This window comes from Yersinia sp. SCPM-O-B-9106 (C-191), from assembly GCF_026183365.1.
GTDB lineage: Bacteria > Pseudomonadota > Gammaproteobacteria > Enterobacterales > Enterobacteriaceae > Yersinia > Yersinia rochesterensis.
Genome location: NZ_CP110791.1, coordinates 1,792,978 through 1,810,551, shown reverse-complemented (window position 1 = coordinate 1,810,551; position 17,574 = coordinate 1,792,978). Strand labels below are relative to the sequence as shown.

Genomic DNA, 17,574 nt, shown 5'->3' with positions numbered 1-17,574 from the left:
ATACATCATGACACCAGAATCGGTAATGGCCCTCGGCGTTGAGGCAATGAAAATCGCCCTTGCATTGGCCGCGCCATTATTACTGGCTGCATTGATTAGCGGCTTAATTGTCAGTCTGTTGCAGGCCGCGACACAAATTAATGAAATGACACTGTCATTTATCCCTAAAATACTGGCTGTTTTTGCTACGTTGGTTATCGCAGGCCCATGGATGCTAAACTTGATCCTCGACTATATGCGTAATTTGTTTACCAGCTTGCCGACGTTGATTGGCTAAGCATGGTCTCTCTTGATACCACTCAACTCAGCGTCTGGGTCAGCCAGTATTTCTGGCCATTAATCCGCATATTAGCCTTGATAAGCACCGCACCGGTATTAAGCGAAAAGCAGATAAATCGCAAAGTCAAAGTCGGTTTAGCGGTATTAATTACCTTTCTGGTTGCCCCCTCCCTGCCCCCGGTCAATATTCCACTCGTCTCCAGCGGTGCGGTATGGGTCGCGGGTCAGCAGATATTGATTGGGGCCGCTATCGGGTTAACCATGCAGTTTGCTTTCGCCGCTATCCGCTTGTCTGGCGAAGTGATTGGTTTACAAATGGGATTGTCTTTCGCTACCTTCTTTGACCCTTCTGGCGGGCCAAACATGCCGGTTCTCGCCCGGTTGTTAAACTTATTGGCGATGCTGTTATTTCTCAGCTTTGATGGCCATTTGTGGCTAATTTCTTTATTAGCGGACAGTTTTCATACTTTACCTATTCAGTTCGAGCCGCTGAATGGCAATGGTTTCCTGGCATTAGCACAGGCCGGTTCATTGATCTTTATGAATGGGCTGATGCTAGCCTTGCCACTTATTACCCTGCTACTCACCCTAAATATGGCATTAGGCATGCTGAACCGCATGACACCACAACTTTCTGTTTTCGTTATAGGTTTCCCGCTGACATTGACGGTCGGTATTATTTCGCTGGGCTTAATTATGCCTCTGTTAGCCCCTTTTACCGAGCATCTGTTTGGCGAGTTTTTTGATCGGCTGGCGAGTGTTATCAGTGGCTTAGCGTATTGACTTATACCCAAAATAATTGGCTGGGTATCCTGTGGGGCTAGCCCACAGGTTGAAAGCAGATTATTTATTCAGTTGGAACAGAGACAAGCCCTGCATATTGGTGAATGTGGTGTAAGAAGCCTGTAAGGCGGCCTGCTGCATGACATAGGAAGAGATAGCAGAGTTCCAATCCACATCCACTAAATCACTCATCCGCTGCTTATTGATCAAAGTGCGATCCGCCCCCAAACTATCAAGATTGTCCAACTCTTGCAGTTGAGTACCAATTTCTGCCTGAACAGATAACACATTATTCAATGAGTTAGCCATACCACGGATGCCTTTGTCCATCGCCACATTTACTTGTTCTTTAACCTCATCGGTCGCACCTTGTATTGGCGTTTTGAGGGCATTGAGAGCAGTATCGATGGTGTTAAAGATATTCTTTTCAGCATCTACCGGCTTACCATCAACATCATTCGGCTCGGGTTTGGCATTGCTGGTCAGCGCCATAAAGACACTATCACCGGTGTGACCGACCGTCATTGACCGATTCGCATCGACTTTTTGCTCAATCGCCACATCTCCGCCCACATAAGTCACTTCACCGGTTTTGCTAACAGCAAAAGGCGGCTTATCACTTTGAAAACCCCCAAAAATATAGCGGCCATTACCATCAGTGGTGTTCGCCTGATTAACCAGTTGGTCTTTCAAACCCTGTAACTGAGTTGCATAAGAGGCGCGGTCATCATCACTCAAAATATCGCTCTTCGCGCTGATAATGACACTTTGAATTGACTGAATGGTGCTGGTGGCTTGTGCCAAAACCGTGGTTTCCAGTGATGAACTCTGGCGGGCGAAGCTACGTGCCAACGCGTACTGGTTATTCTCTGACTCGGCTTGTGACAACATCACCGCCTGAGATGCCGACATCGGGTCATCCGAGGGATTAACCACACGCTTGCCAGTGGAAAGTTGTTGGCCTGACTGCATCCAAAGGGATTGAGCATTGGTGATGCCCTGCATATTTTGCTGGTACAGCATGCTGGTACTTAAGCGCACGATGTCAGTTCCTTTTCGTAACAGCTTAGTCAGTCGGCCCACACAAACCGCCATTCTGACTAAACCTAAAATGAGATAAGCAGCGGCAATGCCGCTAACCAAAACTTAACCGCGCAGACTCAGCAACGCGTTAAACAGCGTCGAAGCGGTCTGGATAACTTGGGCATTGGCCAGATAATATTGCTGGAAACGCTGTAAGTCGCCGTACTCTTCATCCAGGTTAACCCCAGAAATAGACTGCTGTTCCGCTGACAACTGCTTGACGATATTGGCCTGTGCTGTGCTGTTAGTTTTCGCCGTCGCCGTCTGGTTACCGACATTACTGACCAACCCGGCATAAGCGCCAGAAAATGTCGCTTTACCATCAACCAGTTTTTGGGTTTGCAGATTCAATAGTGCTTGCGCGTTGACGTTGTCACTCGCGCCGCCATCCGCAGTACCGCCCGCAGCAATCATGCTGGAGTCCGTAATGGCGACCTGCAAATTAGCGGCAACATTGGAAACTGTTTTAATGGTGAATTTATCTTTGGCTTCTGGCCCTGGCGTACCATTAGTAACGCTGACCGCGATACCGTCGAAGTTCAGTGTGGGTTTGCCATCTTTATCAGTTCCGGCCGTGGTAGGAACTTTAGTATTGTCCGACAAGCGCGTGACTTGCCAATCCGTACCATCGAACTCCACCGTGTAATCACTGGCTTTGACTTTCGAGGTGTCGGTGTAACTGACGGTTAAGCTGGCATCACCCTGATTTTTCGCGTTTTTCAACACAGAAGGTTTAGCAAAACTAAAGAAATCTTCGCCCCCATCACCATTAGCATCAAAACCCGCTTTATGCTGAATATTAAAACTATCGGCCATCACCAAAGCTAATTGGCCCAATTGGTTGCGTGCGCTATCTAGCGCTTCACTGCGGAATTTCAGTGTTCCGCCGAGCGAACCGCTAGTCAGGCGACTTTCATCAATTTCAATGGTATCGCTAGTGCCGTGCTTATAGCCCAACGTGAGGCGGGTTGCATCGGCGCTGGAGGGAATGGCTTCCACTTTATAAGCATTCGGCCCTTGCACCAGTGATAAACCACCGGCAAATGACACATTGTAAGCATCGCCATCTTGCTGAGTGACTGCCACCGGCACAATCTGGTTTAACTCGGTAACCAGTTGATCGCGTTGGTCGAGCAAGGCGTTTGGTTCGCTACCGCTGCTACCGCGCAGGCGGGTAATCTGGTCATTTAACTTGGCAATTTGCTCAGCATAGTTATTAATTTGCGCCGCACTGTCACTTATCTTTTGATTGACGCCATTGTCCATATCACGCAGATATTTATCCGCATTCTGGAATTGGTTAACTAACCCTTCGGCCTTGCCCAAAACCGTTTTACGGGCTGCGTCATCACCCGCGTTACTCACCAGATTTTGCAAGTTGTTGAAGAAATCCTGCATGGTGGTTGAGATGTTATTGGAGGTGTTAGCCAGTAAATTATCAATCTGCGAGATTTGTTGATAATAGGTCGTCAGTCCACTGCTTTGGGTTTGTGATGCGCGTAACTGGTTGGTAATAAAGGCATTATACTCACGGTTAACACCGGTCACTGCCACGCCATTACCAATAAATCCCGCTGGACTTAATGTCCCGCCATTTTGGGCAAAAATAGTGTTCTGGCGGTTATAGCCAGCCACCTGAAAATTACTGATGTTGTTACTGACGGTGCTCAAGGCATATTGGGCTGCGCTCAGACCACTCATCGCAGTATTCATTAAACTATTGGACATGAAGAGATCCTTTTACCGCAGGCGATTTACATCACGCACCTGCATTTATTAATATTGGGATACTGCCTGAGGGGATCTACGCCCCCGCACAGCCTATTCAGAGTATCGGCCCGAGTTTGGAAAACTTGAGTAAAAATATGGGTGTAAACTGGGTTCAATTTTCAAAATGGCCAGTAAAATAACCTATTAGAAGAGAGAGTCCAGATTGCTGCTATAGGCTTTCACTGCTTGCTCGCCGGCATTCTTCATTTGCTGAATAACATTGACCAATTTTTGGGCATATTGCGGGTCAGTTGCATAACCAGCGCGCTGCAAAGCATGGGCACCTTGTTCAGGGCTTTGGGCGGCAGCCACATTGGCGTAGCGCGGGTTTTGGGTCAGCAATTTGACATAATCACTGACCGCCTCGACATAAGAGCCATATACCCGGAAGCGCGCAGTGGTTTTCTTCGCCACACCTTGCTCATATTCCGTGGTGGTAATTTCACTGACCGGGCCATCCCAGCTACTGCCCGCTTTAATACCAAATACGTTATAGCTGCTTTTGCCATCAGCCGTTGGGATCTCGCGCTGACCCCAACCGGATTCCAGCGCGGCCTGCGCCATAATAAGTTGGTGCGGGATGCCACTTTGCTGGCTGGCAATTTGCGCCGGAATAGACAGTCGCGCGACGAAATTACCGGTGCTTTGCGGCAGTGAAACTGGGCTATTGGCTGGCGGTGTCGGCATTGCCCGACGAACCATTTGCTCCAATGCTCGCGCCGGAAGAGTTTGCAAGACTTCATTATCCAGCATCATTGGCACCGTGCCGGCAGTTTCACTCGGTGAAGAGGTTCCTGAAAGCTGCTCCACCATCATGTCAGCCAGTCCAAGTCCCTTGAGCGACATTTGCTGCGCGATTTGCTGGTCATACATTGAGGTATAGAGCCGGGTCTGGTCACTGTTCATGATCCCCTCTTGCGGCAAGGCGGAGCGCATGCTTTTAAGCATCATCTGCACAAACATCCCCTCCACCTGCTGGGCAACCTTCTTTAGGTTGCCATCAGGATCTCTCGCCGCGTCACGTTTCAAGGTATTCAGTGATTGGGCATCATAGGCTGCTCCGAACATTTCATTGGCGCTGCCGGACATTGCCATCAAATCGCTCATTAGATAATTTCCAATTTAGCCCGTAAGCAGCCGGCACTCTGCATCGCCTGCAAGATAGACATCAAATCAATCGGTGTTGCCCCCAAGGAGTTCAAAGCGCGCACCACATTATTCAGATTCGGGCTAGCATTGACGCGTTGCAATGCGCCCCCCTGCTGCTGAACGGAAATCTGGGTATTCGGTGTCACGACAGTCTGCCCACCACCAAAAGGAGTATCTGGCTGGCTGACAGTATTCTGTTTATCAATTACCACTGACAAGTTCCCTTGCGCCACGGCACAAGAGTCAAGCATGACGTTGCGGTTCATTACCACCGAACCAGTGCGCGAGTTAATAATGACTTTGGCATCACCCGCATCAATATTCACCGGGATGTTTTGAATATCCGCCAGGAAACGCACTTGAGAACTGTTACCCCGTGGCACCAAAACCTGGATAGTGCGAGCATCGATGGCGGTCGCGGAACCAAAACCGCGTTGGCGGTTAATAGCATCACTGACCTGTTGTGCAGTGGTGAAATCTTCAGTATTCAATTGCAGATTAATCACCCCATCCGTGCCAAAGGTGGTGGGCAGCTCGCGTTCAATGGTCGCGCCATTGCTAATGCGCCCGCCAGTCAATTGGTTGACCTGAACACTGCTGCCGCCGGAGGAAGCACCGGCCCCGCCCACTAGCACGTTACCCTGCGCCAAAGCATAAACCTGATTATCAACCCCTTTCAGTGGGGTCATCAGCAAGGTGCCGCCACGGATACTTTTGGCATTCCCCATTGAGGACACCACCACATCGATGGTTTGCCCCGTGCGGGAAAATGCCGGTAGCTTGGCAGTGACCATCACCGCCGCCACGTTTTTGAGTTGCATATTGGTGCCCGGTGGCACGGTAATACCCAATTGCGACAGCATGTTGCTGAGACTTTGCGTGGTAAACGGCGTCTGCATGGTCTGGTCACCGGAACCATCCAAACCGACCACCAGACCATAGCCAATCAATGCGTTATCGCGCACTCCCTGAACGGTCACCAAATCGCGGATACGCTCGGCTGACGCCGGAAATGACCCCAGCGTAAACAGCACAATAAGCTGCATGATAAATAGGGTGAAAAGTGACTGTTTACGCATCAATGGGCCTCTTAGTATGGCGAAACATTAAGGAAGAACCGCTGCAACCAGCCCATGGTTTGCGCTTCATTGATATAACCATTGCCCACATACTCGATGCGCGCATCAGCCACCTGAGTTGAGGTCACTGTATTGCTGCCACTGATGGTGCGTGGGTTGACGACCCCAGAGAAACGAATGAATTCAGTTCCCTGATTAATGGCGATTTGTTTCTCACCCACCACATGCAAGTTGCCGTTAGCCAGCACTTGATCCACCGTCACCGTGATGGTGCCACTGAAGGTATTGTTAGCATTTGCCCCGCCCTTGCCACCAAAGGTGCTATCACCAGAAATATCCAAATCAGCACGCGCATTACCCAATAATCCCTCCAGATAGCGCGGCGCGGTGGCGACACCAAATTTGCTGGAACCGTTACGGCTGGCATTGGCAGAAGAACTTTTGCTGGCACTGACATTTTCCTGCAAGGTGATGGTCAGTGTGTCACCGATATTACGCGGGCGACGGTCTTCAAATAGCGGCTGATAACCATAATTCATCGGCTGGGCAGCTTGGAAAATAGAGCCATTTGGAAGTGGCGCACTGGCAGCGGCTGGTTGTGCTGACGTCGAGCCATCCACCAAGGGTTTATGTGGAATATACGCACAGCCATTGAGCAATAGCATCGCCATCAACGGCGCACTAATCCATCTCAACTCACCTAATTTTCGCAGCGGCGATGTATCCATCTCTGATTATCAATCCTGTAACCTGTTAGAGGCTGGCAAGGTCAGCCATTCTGCGGCTATCAGGGGGCGCTCTTGCCCCCCGAGAGCGGATTTACAGCTGTGTCAGTTTTTGCAACATCTGATCTGAAGTTGAAACCGCTTTACTGTTGATTTCATAGGCGCGTTGCGTCTGGATCATATTGACCAACTCTTCCGCCACATTGACGTTAGAAGTCTCAACATACCCTTGATACAACAAGCCACCGCCGTTCAGGCCCGGCGTCGTTTCATTCGGCGCACCGGAACTGGCAGTTTCCTGGTACAGGTTTTCACCGACACTTTCCAGGCCGCTGTTGTTAATGAACGTAGCCAGAGTCAGTTGTCCCACTTGCTGCGTGGCCGTTTGCCCCTGCAAAGTGACACTGACGATACCATCGCGCCCGACGGTCATACTTAATGCATTGGCCGGAATGGTAATCGCCGGTTGAATCTGAAAACCACTGGCTGTCACCAGTTGGCCATTTTGATCAACCTGGAAAGAACCGTCGCGGGTATAGGCATTGGTGCCATCAGGCATCTGCACCTGAAAGAACCCCTCGCCTTTGATAGCCACATCTTTGGTGTTATCGGTTTTGGACAGGTTACCTTGGCTATGTAAACGCTCAGTGGCCACCGGGCGAACACCGGTACCAATCTGCAAACCCGATGGCAAGGTGGTCTGCTCGGAAGATTGTGCTCCCGGTTGACGCATCGTTTGGTACAACAAATCTTCAAACACCGCCCGCTGACGTTTAAAGCCATTGGTGCTGACGTTCGCCAAGTTGTTGGCGATAACATCCATATTGGTCTGCTGTGCATCCAAGCCGGTTTTGGCAATCCAGAGTGATCGGATCATCAGTTTATTCCTCTGCGCCTATGCGCTTAGCTGATTGCTAACAGCTGGTTAGCGCGCTGTTCGTTTTCATCCACGCTGTGGATGACTTTCATCTGCATTTCGAAACTGCGGGCATTGGCAATCATATCGGTCATAGCTTCAACCGCTTTCACGTTGCTGCCCTCCAGCACCCCCGGCATCACTTTGATGAGCGGGTCATTAGCCAACTGAGCACCACGCGCCTGTTGGGTCGCGGCTGTCAGATGGAACAAACCGTCATCGCCGTGCATCACTTCACCGGCAGTGGCTCTCACTCGCTTAATTTGCCCCAACTGAGCAATGGTATTCGGTGAATCACCGGCGTTCAGTGCCGAGATAGTGCCGTCCGCAGCAATAGTGATCGCCGCCTGAGGGGGGACATCAATCGGGCCGTTGTCACCCATTAATGGATAACCCTGCACAGTCATCTGCCCGTCAGCTGAGATCTGAATATTCCCGTTACGGGTATAGGCTTCAGTGCCATCAGGCAATTGAACCGCTAAATAGCCATCCGGCTGCAAGGCCACATCCAACGGGCGACCGCTGTAGTTCATCGTCCCCTGGCTGATATCTACCCCTGGGGTCGACGCCGTGACCATAGTGCGCGTGGCCATACTTGGCCCATCAATAGGTACGGCCCGCATCGCCGCTAACTGCGCGCGGAAACCCGGCGTTGAGGCGTTAGCCAGATTATTAGCGGTAACCGCTTGCAGTTCGAGGGACTGCCGGGCAGCCCCCATTGCGGTATATATTGCGTGATCCATGAGCGAGTCCCGTCAGTGCGATTAACGCAGGTTAACCAGAGTTTGTAAGATCTGATCCTGGGTTTTGATGGTCTGCGCGTTCGACTGATAGTTACGCTGCGCCACAATCATGTTCACCAGTTCTTTACTCAAATCCACGTTAGAGGACTCCAGTGCGCCGCTGGTCAAGGTGCCAAAGCCGCCGCTGCCCGCCGTCCCAAGAATCGCGTTACCCGAGGAAAGGGTTTCTTTCCAGACGTTATTGCCCTCAGATGACAAGCCTTCTGGGTTAGCAAAGTTAACCATCACGATTTGGCCCAGCAATTGGGTCTGTTGGTTTGAATAAGTCCCGACCACCGAGCCGTCGTTGTTGATTTGGAAGCCAGTGAATTCGCCCGCTGCATAGCCGGTTTGGTTTTGGGTAACAATGCTGTCGGTGCCGGTATTTTGCTGCTTGCTACCCGCCACATTCAGCGCGAACTCTTGTGCCGGCGCACCATTAACGACCCCCATTGGGATGGTCATATTGAAATCAGTGGTGCTGGCTGCATTGGTACCATTTGTCACACTTTTCAGTGCACCATTAGTATCAAACAGCATTGAACCGCGTTTCTCGGCAACTTGTGCGGGAACGGCGCTGCTATCACGGGTGTAAACATCCCAAGAGTTACCATTTACAGCATCTTCGGAGCGCTTAACATAAAACACGTTGATTTCATGGCGGTTACCCAAGCTATCAAAGGTGGTCATGTTATTCACAAAGCTATAGGTATCGGGCTTATCGGGATCAAACGTCGGGGTGGTTACACCGCCACTGGTTGTATCGGCTGGAATGATGTCGTGCGTCGAGGTCAGGTTTGCCACCATATTACCGGCGGTGGTGGCTTTCGCTGGGATCATGCCCTGTGGGATAGACAGCGGAATCGGGTTGGCCCCTTGCTGTACTGTCGGCGGCGTCCCTGTGGCCGGGTAACCGGTCAGGTTGAGGCCCTGCATGTTGACGATATTGCGGTTCTCATCGAGCTTAAACTGACCGTTGCGGGCATAGAAGATGCCGCCGGTGCTGTCTTGCATGCGGAAGAAACCATTTTGGCTGATAGCCAGATCCAGACGGCGGTTGGTGGTGGTGGTGGTGCCGTCGTTAAAGTCCTGAGTAATTCCCGCAACCTTAACGCCCATCCCGGTCTGAGAGCCGGCGAACATATCGGCAAAAGAAACTGAACCGGCTTTAAAACCTGAGGTTGCCGAGTTGGCGATGTTGTTACCGATCACATCCAGGTTACTGGATGCTGCGTTCAAGCCGCTGACTGCTTGAGAAAAGCCCATTTTCTTCTCCGTTAAATTCGGGGTCCGTTACAGACCTAAAGCGTTGATGACATATCAAACGCTGTTTTTAATCATCAAGACCTGAGTGAATCACCGTCTTGTCTGTTGTGTTGTGCTGTTACGATTTACAAAATTTGGCGCACTTGATCCAGCGTGGTGGTACCCGCCAGACCCAAGTCCAGTTTGGAACCATCGGCTCCTTTGGTCACACCGTTGACAATGGCGAAGCTCAAAGGTGTCGCTACCACCGATGCACCGCCGTTAGTGGCAGTGATCGCCACGGTATAAGCGCCGTCCGGTGCATTACCACCGGCCTCCAGTGAGCCATCCCAGGTAAAGGCATGCACACCCGCCGTCAAGCCGCCAATCTCTATCGTTCGGACTGCCACGCCATTACTGTCGGTGATGGTGGCCGTCACTTTGTCAGCAGCTTGCACCAGCTCAACACCGAATGGGGTGGTGGTCACAACGCCGTCTTTACTCCCTGCCAACACATTGGTTCCTGGAATCATCACGCCGCGACCAATCAGGCTGCTAGCTTGCAATGATTGGCTGTTATCAATTTGGCCGGAGATAGAACCCAGAGTGGTGTTCAATTTTTCAATGCCGCTCACGGTGTTGATCTGCGCTAATTGCGTGGTCAACTCGTTGTTTTGCATTGGATTGGTCGGATCCTGATTTTTCAACTGTGCCACCAACAACGTCAGGAAACTGTTTTGCAGATCCTGGCTGGTGCTGCCGCTGGCTGAACCGGTGCCGCTAGTGCTGTTAATCCCGTAATCACTATCAGTCAGGGAATTCGTAATGGCCATGTGTACAGGCTCCTGTTATTGACCTAATGTCAGCGTTTTGAGCATCAACGACTTCGTCGTATTCAACACTTCAACGTTGGCCTGATAACTGCGCGAAGCTGAGATGGTGTTCACCATCTCGCCGGTGATATCAACGTTAGGCATCCGGACATACCCCTTGGCATCGGCCAGTGGGTTACCGGGTTGAAAAACCAAACGATCCGGCGCAGGGTCATCAACGACTTGTGCAACACGCACACCACCGGTTTCTTGCCCCGGCTGAGCCGCAACCTGAAACACCACTTGCTTAGCACGGTAGGGTTGACCATCCGGGCCAGTCACACTGTCGGCGTTTGCCATGTTACTGGCGCTGACGTTCATCCGCTGCGACTGAGCTGATAATGCTGAACCGGCAATATCAAAAATATTCAGTAAAGACATCCGTCTTATCCTTGTTGTAACACTGACATCATTCCTTTGATCTGACCGCCAAGAACGGTCAAATCGGTCTGATATTTCAGGCTGTTATCGGCAAAATTGGTACGTTCACGATCCATGTCCACCGTGTTGCCATCCATTGATGGCTGGTCTGGAACCCGGAATAATAAGTCCAGGTCAGGCGGCTGAACTGTGCTTGCAGGGATATGACGGGCTGACGTTAAACTGAGTGACACCCCGGTTCCACTGACTCGACCTTGCTCCATCACTTTTTTCAGTTGGCTGGAGAAATCAATATCACGTGCCTGAAAGCCGGGCGTATCCGCATTAGCAATATTGGACGACAGGATCTCCTGTCGTTGCGCGCGCAAATTAAGCGCCTCTTGTTGAAAACGCAGAGCACCGTCCAGTTTGTCGAGCATAGTCCCCCCGCAAGGTTAGAATTTGGAGTCGACAGCATAAACGCCGCACAGGGAAGCCTATCGTCAGAATAAGAGCAAAATGCGTCGCTATTTATCCCCTTAGCCTTGTCGAGGTACAGGTACACTAGTGTGCAAGAGGGGGAGACCCTGACATACCGGGTTGTGTGGACGGAGGGAATATTGATGACCATGAAAAGAAATGACATCCTAACAATAGCTTTCGGGCTAGTGTTTATGAGTCAAGCATTGGCGCATCAGGCGATGGCGGCAGATTTATCGGCACAGGTAAATCAATTCTTTCGCCAGCAATATCCCGATAAAAGCAGTCAGGTTAATGTCATCATCAAAACCCCGCAGAGCCAGTGGCCACAATGCGAGACGCCCGAAATTACGCTGCCAGCGAATGCCCGTCCTTGGGGAAATATCAGCTTATCAGTGCGGTGCGAGGGTTTACGGCGTTTTATTCAGACCCAAGTACAGGTTAGCGGCCATTATGCTGTGGCCGCCCGTCAACTGACGGCAGGGGCGAAAATCACACCGCAAGATATTGAAATGAAGCAAGGCCGGCTCGATACCCTGCCCCTGAGCACGTTATTGGAACCCAGCTTTGCTCAAGGCGCAGTGAGCTTACGGCAAATCAATGCCGGTCAACCACTGACTCGTAATATGTTGCGCCGCTTGTGGATAGTTAAAACCGGGCAAGATGTGCAGGTTTTAGCGCAGGGTGAAGGATTTAATGTTAACGGCAGTGGCAAGGCCATGAACAATGCCGCGGTACAAGATAATGTCCGGGTGCGCATGGCGTCGGGTCAAATCGTCAGTGGCACCGTGGCTGACGATGGTACAATTAAGATAATGTTATAGTGATTAAAGTTTTTTTAACCTTTGCCGATAATCTTAATATGCAGTTATTTGCAGGTTAAACAGTGACAATCCCGCCATTCTTTTGCTGAAAGATAAAAGTCTCGCGGGTCGATAAACGTCAATCCCGCTATAAAGGGAGCAACACCATATGAGTATTGAACGCACCCAACCGTTATTACCGGCAACACAAGTGCAACCACGGGAAACCAGTGATATTGCGCAGCAAACGCGGAAACAGTCTACCCAGACAAAAACGCCGGTGAGTGGTACTGAGGTTAAATTGAGTGATGCGCAGGCGAAATTGATGCAGCCGGGCAGTCAGGACATCAATGTAGAACGTGTCGAAACCTTAAAACAGGCGATTCGTTCAGGTCAACTGACCATGGACACCGGTAAAATTGCCGATGCTTTGCTCAGAAATGTCGCAGATGATCTGAAGAACAGCTAAACATAAAATAATCGTTAACCGTAAAATCGTTAACCGTAAAAGGATAGGTGGTGGTGGAAAGATTACAAACCAATCTGGACCAGCAACTGGAACTGCTTGAATCCCTGAAAGCTGTAGTAGCACAAGAACAGCAATTACTGTGCTCCGGTCGGATTCAAGGCATGGTGCTGCAAGGTGTCACTGAACAAAAAAGTTCAATTTTGGCTACCTTGGCTTATCTGGACCAGACCCGGCTCACCACAGAAAAAACTATCAATATTCAAGCGCCGTATAGCAGCGTGAATGAGTTAGCCACCCGCTGGCAACGTATATTGGCACTGGCCGAAAAGTTGCAATACAGTAACCTGCACAATGGGCTATTACTGCAACAGCATATTGAATATAACACTCAGGCGCTGGCTGTTCTGAACACGCGCCACGGCCAGACATTGTATGGGCCAGATGGTCACTCTAAAGGCGCCAGTTTGCTGGGCCGCAAGATTGGCATTTAACGGCACTCCGCCATCAGTGCACTCAAATTTAATTATCCCAGAATTGACTCATCCGCAGAATTAAATTGCCGCACAGCGGGGTTTAGGTCTGCGTGAACCCTCTACGTTAGCCTTTATTTTCAATCTTATCTGACGTTATTACAGCCTGCATAAAAAAGGATTTTTTCTCTTTTTCCGCGATGCGTTACTCTGACATTACTAGGCAAATACTGGCTTAGTTTAAAGGAGGAGACATGGAAAAACAGCGTGCAAGTTTATTGTTTAGCTTGGTTTTTGTCACCGTTATGGCGATGTCAGCACATTCAACAGCTCAAGCCGAGGAGCTCAATAGCAGACCTCCCTTGCCAATCCCAATGTGCTACGGTTGCTTTTCTCCGATAGGATTTTAGCGATAATTGACTATCACTTGGTTGCTAATCACTTGAAGTGGCGGATTTACCCGCCCTTTTCCTGCAATAAAGTACACAAAAGTCAGTTGAGTAGCAGCCGCTTCCCCCGCCAGCCCGCGGCTTTGCCCGCTGCCCCCTTCAAGGGGCATACAGCGGGTCGGCGTACACAATTTAACTTGTAAACCATCTGGTGCTGCCGACATTAATTGGTAGCGCCAACCTACCGACACAATTCGCGCATTTTCTTGAGCCAGTGCAACCGGTGATTGCAGCGGTTTGGCGGAAATAGCCACTCCGCGAAAACTCTGTGTAATGCCAATATCATCTGCCACCCACGTACCTGAAGCCGCAGCATTCAGCGGCAACATACTCAGCGAAAGCACACCACCCAGAATCAGTGGGAAAAGACGAGTTAGCATCAAGCGGCTCCTATGGTTGAAGTCATACGGATCTGGCGATTATCGCCAATCTCCAGATTAGACAGCACCACCATCTGCGGTAGGCTACGGCGCAAGAAACGCGCTAATAATGCACGGAGCGCGTGGTTAACCAGTAATACTGGCGGTGCGCCTAGCATTTCCTGACGTTGCAGTGCTTGTTTGGATTGTTCTAACAGACGGTCAGCCAGACCCGGTTCTAAGCCGCTGCCACCTTGAAGTGCCTGCAATAACAAGCGCTCTAATGCGGCATCCAGCCCAATAACCTGAATTTCGCCGGTTCCGGGGAACCATTGCTGGGCAATTGAGCGCCCCAGCGCAACGCGCACCACAGCAGTTAACTCATAAGGATCAGTTTGATTTGGCGCATGCTCAGCAAGTGTTTCAATAATAGTGCGCATATCGCGAATGGAGACCCGCTCCATTAAAAGGTTTTGCAGCACTTTATGCAGCGTGGTTAAGGTCACCACACCTGGGATAAAATCTTCTGTCAGCTTCGGCATTTCTTGTGAAACCCTGTCCAGCAGTTGCTGTGTTTCCTGACGTCCGAACAAATCGCTCGCATATTGGCTAATCAAATGATTCAAGTGCGTGGCAACAACTGTACTGGCCTCGACCACAGTAAAGCCCTGAATTTGCGCTTGTTCGCGTAATGCACTTTCAATCCATACCGCCGCCAAACCAAAGGCTGGATCATGGGTTGCTTCACCGGGCAATGTCCCGACAGCATTACCGGGGTTGATCGCCAGCCAGCGGCCCGGATGGGCTTCACCACTGCCAATTTCGACCCCTTTCATTAATATCCGATAACTAGCGGGCGGGAGTTCCAGATTATCTCTGATATGAACCACCGGCGGCAGATAGCCCATTTCTTGGGCAAACTTTTTACGAATACTGCGAATTCGGCCTAGTAACTCACCATTCTGCTGGAAATCGACCATCGGAATCAGGCGGTAACCGACTTCCATACCCAATGGGTCTTCCAACTGGACATCGGACCAAGTGGCTTCAGCGGTTGGCTGATTATCTTGTACCACTGGCGCTTCTGCCGCTGCCGGTTGCTGAGATTGTTTACCGCGCAAACGCCAGGCTAATGCTAACAACGCAGCAGTAAACAGCAGGAATACAAAGTTAGGCATTCCGGGCACCATACCCAGTAAACCCAATACCGCTGCACTCAAAACCATCACCCGCGGGTTGTTGAACAACTGGGTGACCATTTGCTGGCCAACATCCTGATCAGTGCTCACGCGGGTGACAATAACACCCGCCGCCGTGGAGATAACCAACGCCGGGATCTGCGCCACTAAGCCATCACCGATGGTCAATAATGTATAGGTTTCGGCGGCATGGCCCACGGCCATGTTGTGCTGAAGCACGCCCACTAATAGGCCGCCGACCACGTTAATCACCATGATCAGTAGCCCTGCGACCGCATCACCACGAACAAATTTACTGGCCCCGTCCATTGAGCCATAAAAATCCGCTTCCTGTGTAACATCAGAACGGCGCTTTTTCGCTTCGTCTTCACCAATCAAACCGGCATTTAAGTCGGCGTCGATGGCCATCTGTTTACCGGGCATACCATCAAGGACAAAACGCGCGCCAACCTCGGCAATACGCCCGGCCCCTTTGGTGATAACCATAAAGTTGATGATAACCAAAATGACAAAGACCACGATACCGATGGCAAAGTTGCCACCCACCAGAAAATGGCCAAAGGCTTCAACGACGCGTCCCGCCGCCGCTGCACCGGTGTGACCGTCCATCAGAATGATACGGGTGGAAGCAACGTTTAGGGATAAGCGCAATAACGTCGAGAACAGCAGAATAGTCGGGAAGGCCGCGAAATCCAAAGTGCGCTGGGTAAACATGGCAACCAGCAACACCATAATCGACAGCGCAATGTTGAAGGTAAACAACAAATCAAGGATGAAAGGCGGCAGCGGCAACACCATCATCGACAAGATCATTAAGATTAAGATTGGCCCGGCAAGAATTTGCCACTGGGTATCTTTGAAGTTGCCCGGTAAACGAAGCAGGGCGGCCAAATTAGCCATTAGTCAGTCTCACTCTCTGTTGCAAAATCCAGACCTTCCGGTACCGGTAGATGTTCAGGTTTTTTCGGGATTAGCCCACCTTCCCGCTTCCAGCGTTTCAGCTGATACACCCAGGCAAGGACTTCTGCCACCGCGGCATAAAGGGTGGCTGGAATATGTTGGCCCACATCACTGTGCCGGAACAAAGCCCTGGCCAGTGGTGGCGCTTCTAACAAAGGAATCCGATGTTCAGCGCCCAATTCACGAATACGCAATGCAACCGCCCCCGCTCCTTTCGCCAAAACTTTGGGCGCACTCATTTTTGCTTCGTTGTACTGCAATGCGACGGCATAGTGAGTTGGGTTAGTCACTATGACATCGGCTTTATGCACATCAGCCATCATCCGTCGGCGGGCCATCGCCCGTTGTTGTTGACGAATGCGCCCTTTCACATGCGGGTCACCCTCTTGATCTTTGAATTCATCACGTATTTCCTGTTTGGTCATACGCAATTTTTTAATATGGTTGGTTATTTGGAAAAACACATCAAACGCGACCATCGGAGTGAGGCCTAAAACCACCACCAATCCACAAAAAATAATCAAGTGGAGCGCATCACCTAAAGCCGCCACCGGTGGTGCGGCCATTAACCGCATCATATCTGGCCAGTTATGCCACAGGAATATTCCGGTCACCCAGCCGACCAAGGTGGCTTTCAAAATGGCTTTCAGTAGTTCAGCCAATGCCTGAGAGGAAAACATCCGTTTTAAGCCCGCAATTGGGCTCATCCGCATTAGGTCAAACTTGATTGATTCGCCGCTAAACAGCACGCCGCCCAACAGCATCGGAACTGCCAGCGCCACTATCACCAATCCGGCAAAAATGGGTATCATCGCTATTAGAGTTTGGCGCAGTAACATGCCAATTTGCCGCAGCATTTGCTTATCATCACTGATGATACCGTGATCAAAATGCAGCCCTTGGGTAATCATGGCGGCCAGTTGGCGTGCCATCGATTCCCCCGAAATCCACAGAATAGACAAACCGGCCCCAAGCATTAGCATTGAAGTCAGTTCGCGCGAACGCGGGATCTGGCCTTTTTCGCGGGCCTTCTCCAGCTTATGGGATGTGGGTTCCTCACTTTTTTCTGCATCGCTATCTTCAGCCACAGCAGGTTTTCCTGTTTAGCGTAAGCGTTCCCAAATCAGGGAAATGACTAAATATCAAAATTGCTGTCTAGGATGACAAAAATTCAGTAAGTCTATGGCTTGAACAACGTGATAATTGAGGGGTTATTTGCCGGATGAATGCATTAGAATAGCTGCGACTGTCTGTTAGCTGGCTAGTTGTAGTCAAATTTTGATAACCGAAAACGCCCATAGTTTATGATATTATTTGTTGAAATGTCACCCTACCCCGATGA

Annotated in this window: 19 protein-coding genes; 5 read left to right on the top strand and 14 right to left on the bottom strand. The window is 50.5% G+C overall.

The features are described from left to right. The first annotated feature begins 7 nt into the window (after positions 1 to 7). Positions 8 to 277: a flagellar biosynthesis protein FliQ gene (fliQ, locus tag OP863_RS08320; RefSeq protein WP_038633745.1), complete on the top strand. Its 270-nt coding sequence runs from the start codon at positions 8 to 10 to the stop codon at positions 275 to 277. A gap of 2 nt (positions 278 to 279) precedes the next feature. Next, on the top strand, positions 280 to 1,062 hold the full coding sequence (gene fliR, locus OP863_RS08315; protein WP_145589094.1) for a flagellar biosynthetic protein FliR: 783 nt from the start codon (positions 280 to 282) through the stop codon (positions 1,060 to 1,062). Positions 1,063 to 1,122: 60 nt separating this feature from the next. Here fliR and flgL read toward each other — a convergent pair whose 3' ends face one another. From flgL to flgB, 11 genes are all read right to left on the bottom strand, one after another. Beyond that, positions 1,123 to 2,103, bottom strand: coding sequence for a flagellar hook-associated protein FlgL (flgL, locus tag OP863_RS08310; RefSeq protein WP_145591029.1), 981 nt, complete (start codon positions 2,101 to 2,103; stop codon positions 1,123 to 1,125). Positions 2,104 to 2,208: 105 nt separating this feature from the next. Next, positions 2,209 to 3,873: a flagellar hook-associated protein FlgK gene (gene flgK / locus OP863_RS08305; protein WP_145589093.1), complete on the bottom strand. Its 1,665-nt coding sequence runs from the start codon at positions 3,871 to 3,873 to the stop codon at positions 2,209 to 2,211. 186 nt (positions 3,874 to 4,059) lie between these two features. Beyond that, complete coding sequence (gene flgJ / locus OP863_RS08300; protein WP_038633751.1) at positions 4,060 to 5,022, bottom strand: flagellar assembly peptidoglycan hydrolase FlgJ; 963 nt, start codon at positions 5,020 to 5,022, stop codon at positions 4,060 to 4,062. Further along, positions 5,022 to 6,143 carry a flagellar basal body P-ring protein FlgI gene (locus tag OP863_RS08295; RefSeq protein WP_038633753.1) on the bottom strand — a complete coding sequence of 374 codons (1,122 nt, stop codon included), beginning with the start codon at positions 6,141 to 6,143 and terminating at the stop codon, positions 5,022 to 5,024. The genes flgJ and OP863_RS08295 overlap by 1 nt, the downstream gene beginning before the upstream one ends. 11 nt (positions 6,144 to 6,154) lie before the next feature. Beyond that, positions 6,155 to 6,871, bottom strand: a complete 717-nt coding sequence (flgH, locus tag OP863_RS08290) for a flagellar basal body L-ring protein FlgH (RefSeq protein WP_038633755.1) — start codon at positions 6,869 to 6,871, stop codon at positions 6,155 to 6,157. Between the two features lie 91 nt (positions 6,872 to 6,962). Continuing rightward, complete coding sequence (gene flgG / locus OP863_RS08285; RefSeq protein WP_038633757.1) at positions 6,963 to 7,745, bottom strand: flagellar basal-body rod protein FlgG; 783 nt, start codon at positions 7,743 to 7,745, stop codon at positions 6,963 to 6,965. 26 nt (positions 7,746 to 7,771) lie between these two features. Further along, positions 7,772 to 8,527, bottom strand: coding sequence for a flagellar basal body rod protein FlgF (locus OP863_RS08280; RefSeq protein ID WP_038633760.1), 756 nt, complete (start codon positions 8,525 to 8,527; stop codon positions 7,772 to 7,774). A 21-nt stretch (positions 8,528 to 8,548) separates the two neighbouring features. After that, positions 8,549 to 9,832, bottom strand: a complete 1,284-nt coding sequence (flgE, locus tag OP863_RS08275; RefSeq protein WP_038633762.1) for a flagellar hook protein FlgE — start codon at positions 9,830 to 9,832, stop codon at positions 8,549 to 8,551. 125 nt (positions 9,833 to 9,957) lie between these two features. Continuing rightward, entirely contained in the window at positions 9,958 to 10,644 is a 687-nt protein-coding gene (gene flgD, locus OP863_RS08270) for a flagellar hook assembly protein FlgD (protein WP_145589091.1), read from the bottom strand. Positions 10,645 to 10,659: 15 nt separating this feature from the next. Continuing rightward, positions 10,660 to 11,064: a flagellar basal body rod protein FlgC gene (gene flgC / locus OP863_RS08265; RefSeq protein ID WP_038633767.1), complete on the bottom strand. Its 405-nt coding sequence runs from the start codon at positions 11,062 to 11,064 to the stop codon at positions 10,660 to 10,662. Positions 11,065 to 11,069: 5 nt separating this feature from the next. Continuing rightward, positions 11,070 to 11,483: a flagellar basal body rod protein FlgB gene (flgB, locus tag OP863_RS08260; protein ID WP_038633770.1), complete on the bottom strand. Its 414-nt coding sequence runs from the start codon at positions 11,481 to 11,483 to the stop codon at positions 11,070 to 11,072. Positions 11,484 to 11,666: 183 nt separating this feature from the next. On the opposite strand from flgB, the gene flgA reads away from it, so the two are divergent. From flgA to OP863_RS08245, 3 genes are all read left to right on the top strand, one after another. Beyond that, positions 11,667 to 12,347 carry a flagellar basal body P-ring formation chaperone FlgA gene (gene flgA / locus OP863_RS08255; RefSeq protein ID WP_145589090.1) on the top strand — a complete coding sequence of 227 codons (681 nt, stop codon included), beginning with the start codon at positions 11,667 to 11,669 and terminating at the stop codon, positions 12,345 to 12,347. A 148-nt stretch (positions 12,348 to 12,495) separates the two neighbouring features. Continuing rightward, positions 12,496 to 12,795: a flagellar biosynthesis anti-sigma factor FlgM gene (gene flgM / locus OP863_RS08250; protein ID WP_038633776.1), complete on the top strand. Its 300-nt coding sequence runs from the start codon at positions 12,496 to 12,498 to the stop codon at positions 12,793 to 12,795. Positions 12,796 to 12,845: 50 nt separating this feature from the next. Beyond that, complete coding sequence (locus OP863_RS08245; protein ID WP_038633779.1) at positions 12,846 to 13,286, top strand: flagella synthesis protein FlgN; 441 nt, start codon at positions 12,846 to 12,848, stop codon at positions 13,284 to 13,286. 385 nt (positions 13,287 to 13,671) lie between these two features. Here OP863_RS08245 and OP863_RS08240 read toward each other — a convergent pair whose 3' ends face one another. Genes OP863_RS08240 through flhB form a run of 3 tightly spaced genes read right to left on the bottom strand, consistent with a single transcriptional unit; the run spans position 13,672 to position 17,320 of the window. Beyond that, positions 13,672 to 14,094: a flagellar protein FlhE gene (locus tag OP863_RS08240; RefSeq protein ID WP_032820654.1), complete on the bottom strand. Its 423-nt coding sequence runs from the start codon at positions 14,092 to 14,094 to the stop codon at positions 13,672 to 13,674. Then, entirely contained in the window at positions 14,094 to 16,172 is a 2,079-nt protein-coding gene (flhA, locus tag OP863_RS08235) for a flagellar biosynthesis protein FlhA (RefSeq protein ID WP_038633782.1), read from the bottom strand. The genes OP863_RS08240 and flhA overlap by 1 nt, the downstream gene beginning before the upstream one ends. Beyond that, a complete protein-coding gene (gene flhB, locus OP863_RS08230; protein WP_038633785.1) occupies positions 16,172 to 17,320 on the bottom strand; it encodes a flagellar biosynthesis protein FlhB in 1,149 nt (382 codons plus the stop codon). Before flhB ends, flhA begins: the two co-directional genes overlap by 1 nt. Positions 17,321 to 17,574: the final 254 nt, after the last annotated feature.